The organism is Streptomyces sp. NPDC002156, assembly GCF_053593675.1.
Genome location: NZ_JBSFDA010000360.1, coordinates 1 through 1,834, shown reverse-complemented (window position 1 = coordinate 1,834; position 1,834 = coordinate 1). Strand labels below are relative to the sequence as shown.

Annotated in this window: 1 protein-coding gene; it reads right to left on the bottom strand. The window is 71.8% G+C overall.

The window, feature by feature from the left end; genetic code table 11:
- Positions 1-166 precede the first annotated feature (166 nt).
- A partial coding sequence (locus tag ACWCRB_RS49685) for a hypothetical protein (RefSeq protein ID WP_451002356.1) occupies positions 167-1,834 on the bottom strand: 1,668 nt, incomplete at its 5' end.

Genomic DNA, 1,834 nt, shown 5'->3' with positions numbered 1-1,834 from the left:
GGGGCCGGCCCGCCCGTCTGGGCGTCGGGTCCTCTCTCCCTGTTTACTTTTGTCACGCCCGCCCCCATTTTTGGGGCGCGGGGCCGCATCTATCTGCGGCTCCGCCGCGGGGCGCGACCAGCCCCCACCGGCCCGCGGCCAAAGAACCGCGCGACCCGCGGAGCGCTCAGCTCGGGTCGGTCTCGATGACGCCGACCCGGTTGGTCGTGCTGACCAGGGCCGGACGCATCGCGCCGATCACGTCCTCGACGGTCACCGGCGTCTTGTTGCCGTTGCCGCGGGCGATCAGGACCTGGTCGAACGTGCCGCCGTACAGCTCCTTCAGCGCGGCCTTGTCGTACGACTCGACGAGCTTGCCGTTGAGGGGCTTCACCTGGAGGAACTTCCACAGGGAGTTCTCCGGGCTGAACTCCACCTCCTCGCCGGTTTCCGCGCGGACGATGACGTTGGCGGACATCGCCGGGGTGGCGAACGCCTTCATCATGCGGTCGACCTCGGCGTTCGAGATCGTCGGTTCCTGGGTCTTGGTGGGGACCTGGACCGGCGTACTCGTGCCGCTCTCCACCTGGCTGCGGTAGGCGTTCTCGACGGACTCGGCGGCAGCGGCGGCGTCGATGCCCTTGCCCGCCTTGCCGTACACGGCGACGGCCTTGCCCGACTCGAACCTGATCGTGCCGTCGCTGGCCGAGCCGGTTCCGCCGGCCACCCGCTGGAGCGCGGCGGTCAGCTTCTCCTCGTCGACCGGCATGACGGGTTCGACGACCCGCTGCTGCCCGAAGAGCGAGCCGATCACCGACACCGGGTTGTAGTCACTGACGGCGGCGGCCCGGACCGTGGCCTGGGTGTCGAACTGGAGCCCGGCCTGGTCCGGCTTCAGCTCGACCGTCTTGCCGTCGACGGACAGCTTCAGGGCCTGGGTCATCCGCTTGTCGAAGGCGTCGTCGAGCTTCTTGACGGCGTCGTCCCGGGTGCCGCCGCCGATGTCGACGCCGAACACGGTGGTGCCCTTGGGCACGTCGGAGTGGTTCATCAGCAGCCCGGCGCCGTACACGGCACCGGCGATGAAGAAGACGGCGACGATGAGCAGCGTCAGCTTGCTGCGGCCCTTCTTCTTCGCCTTCTTGCCCTTGGGCGCGGCAGCGGCGGGCGTGCTCGGCGACACCGGCTCGGGCAGCTTCGGCGGGGTGTGCGGAAGCGGGCCGTCGGCGTGCGTGCCCGGCCCGAACGGGGAGTTCGGGGAGTTCCGGTCGGCCGGCATGACGGGCATGCCGCTGGTGAGGGTGGAGCTGGAGACGTTGTCCACGGATCCGCCGTAGCCGCCGTAGCCGTCGGCGCCCGGTTCGGGGGCCTGCTTCTGCGGGGTGAGGATCGCGGTGTCGTCGCTGAGGCCGCCGCCGAGGCGTCCCGTGCCGGAGACACCGGGTGCGCCGCCGACGACGGGCGGGACGACCGGGCCGTCGCCGGTGACGGGGCCGCCGGTCGGGCCCGCGGGGCCGCGTCCGCCCGGGCCGCCGGGACCACCGGGTCCGAAGCCGTTCTGGCCGTTCGGACCGTTGGGGCCGCCGAAGTCGGCCTGGGCGGCACCGAAGTCGCCGAAGTCGTTGGGCGCCGTGAAGTCGTTCTGGGCGGCGAAGTCGTGCTGGGGCCCGAAGCCACCGGCCTGCCCGTTGGGACCGCCGACCTGGCCGTTGGGGCCGCCGCCCTGAGGGCCATGCCCGCCTTGCCCGTTCTGCCCGCCCTCGCCGTCGTCAAGGCGGGTGGCTTCTCCGCCATGGCCGACAAGCTGCCGGACGGCTTCTTCTCCCCGACCTCCATCGGCGGCCAGACCATCTTC